Raw genomic sequence first — 1,601 nt, 5'->3', positions numbered from 1 at the left:
CGTTATGAGAAGCTGCCGGTAACGGTATATGCCGATCAGCAGACGGCCTCACTGGCAGTAGCGGGGCGCATAGCAGCGCTGATCCGCAGCAAACAGGCACAAGGCAAGCCCGCAGTACTGGGCCTGGCAACAGGCGTAACCCCCATCAGGGTATATGCAGAGCTGGTACGCCAGCACAGGGAAGAAGGCCTGTCGTTTGCTAACGTTGTCACCTTCAACCTTGACGAGTACTACCCTATGCAGCCCGATGCCGTGCAGAGCTACGTTACTTTCATGAACGAGAACCTGTTTGACCATGTGGATATTGACAAGGCCAACGTACATATCCCCGACGGCACCCTTGCCCTGGAAGATGTGGCCGCTTTTTGCCTGAACTACGAAAAGCAGATAGAAGAACTTGGCGGGCTGGACCTGCAGATCTTAGGCATAGGCCGTACCGGCCACATCGGCTTTAACGAGCCTGGTTCGGCGCCCAACTCGGGTACCCGCCTGGTAACCCTTGACGACCTGACGCGCAGCGATGCCTCGCGCGATTTCGGCGGTAAGGAAAACGTACCAACCAAAGCCATCACCATGGGTATCGGTACCATCTTCAAGGCCCGCGAGATCATCCTGATGGCCTGGAGCGGTAAAAAGGCACCGATCATCCGCAAAGCGGTAGAGGGTGAACTGTCAGGCGATGTACCGGCCACCTACCTGCAGCTGAGCGACCACGTAGAGTTTGTACTTGACGAAGGCGCAGCAGCCGGCCTTACCCGCTTTGATACCCCATGGCTGGTAAAAGACTGCGTGTGGGACAATACCCTGATCAAGAAAGCCGTGATTTGGCTGTCGGCGGAGGTAAACAAGCCTATCCTGAAACTAACCGAAGAAGATTACAACAACCACGGCATGGCACAGCTTGCCGTTGAGCAGGGCCCGGTATACAATATCAACATCGATATCTTTAACCAGGTACAGCATACCATCACCGGCTGGCCGGGCGGCAAGCCGGGCGCAGACGACAGCCAGCGCCCGGAAAGGGCTGAGCCTGCACGCAAGCGGTCCATCGTGTTCTCTCCGCACCCGGATGATGACGTGATCTCGATGGGTGGTACCTTTATCCGCCTGGTTGACCAGGGGCATGATGTACACGTGGCCTACCAAACCTCGGGCAACACCGCCGTATGGGATGATGATGTACTGCGCTTTGTGGAATTTGCCATCGACTTTAAAGAAAGCGAAGGCGAGGATGCAGGCGTAATGCGCCAGACCTATGAGGACATGCGCAAGTTTATGGCAGCAAAGCAGCCCAACCAGATCGACAGCCAGGAGATCCGTAACGTAAAGGGCTTTATCCGCAAAACAGAAGCTATCTCGGGTGCCCGCTTTGCAGGCCTGCCCGACAGCAATATCCACTTCCAGGCATTGCCATTCTATGAAACCGGTAAGATCAAGAAGAACACCGTTGGCGAGGAAGATATTAAATTAACAATGGAGCTGCTGCAAAAGATAAAGCCTCACCAGGTATTTGCAGCGGGCGACTTTGCCGACCCTAACGGGACGCACATCGTATGCTTCAACATTATCCTGGCTGCCTTAACCCGTTTGAAGGAAACCGA

Annotated in this window: 1 protein-coding gene; it reads left to right on the top strand. The window is 55.0% G+C overall.

Annotated elements, in window-relative coordinates; genetic code table 11:
• The coding region (locus FPZ43_RS19180) for a 6-phosphogluconolactonase (protein WP_146383548.1) at nt 1–1,601 on the top strand (1,601 nt) is incomplete at both ends.

Source organism: Mucilaginibacter pallidiroseus (genome assembly GCF_007846085.1).
GTDB classification, from domain to species: domain Bacteria; phylum Bacteroidota; class Bacteroidia; order Sphingobacteriales; family Sphingobacteriaceae; genus Mucilaginibacter; species Mucilaginibacter pallidiroseus.
This window is presented reverse-complemented; position numbering and strand designations above follow the sequence as displayed.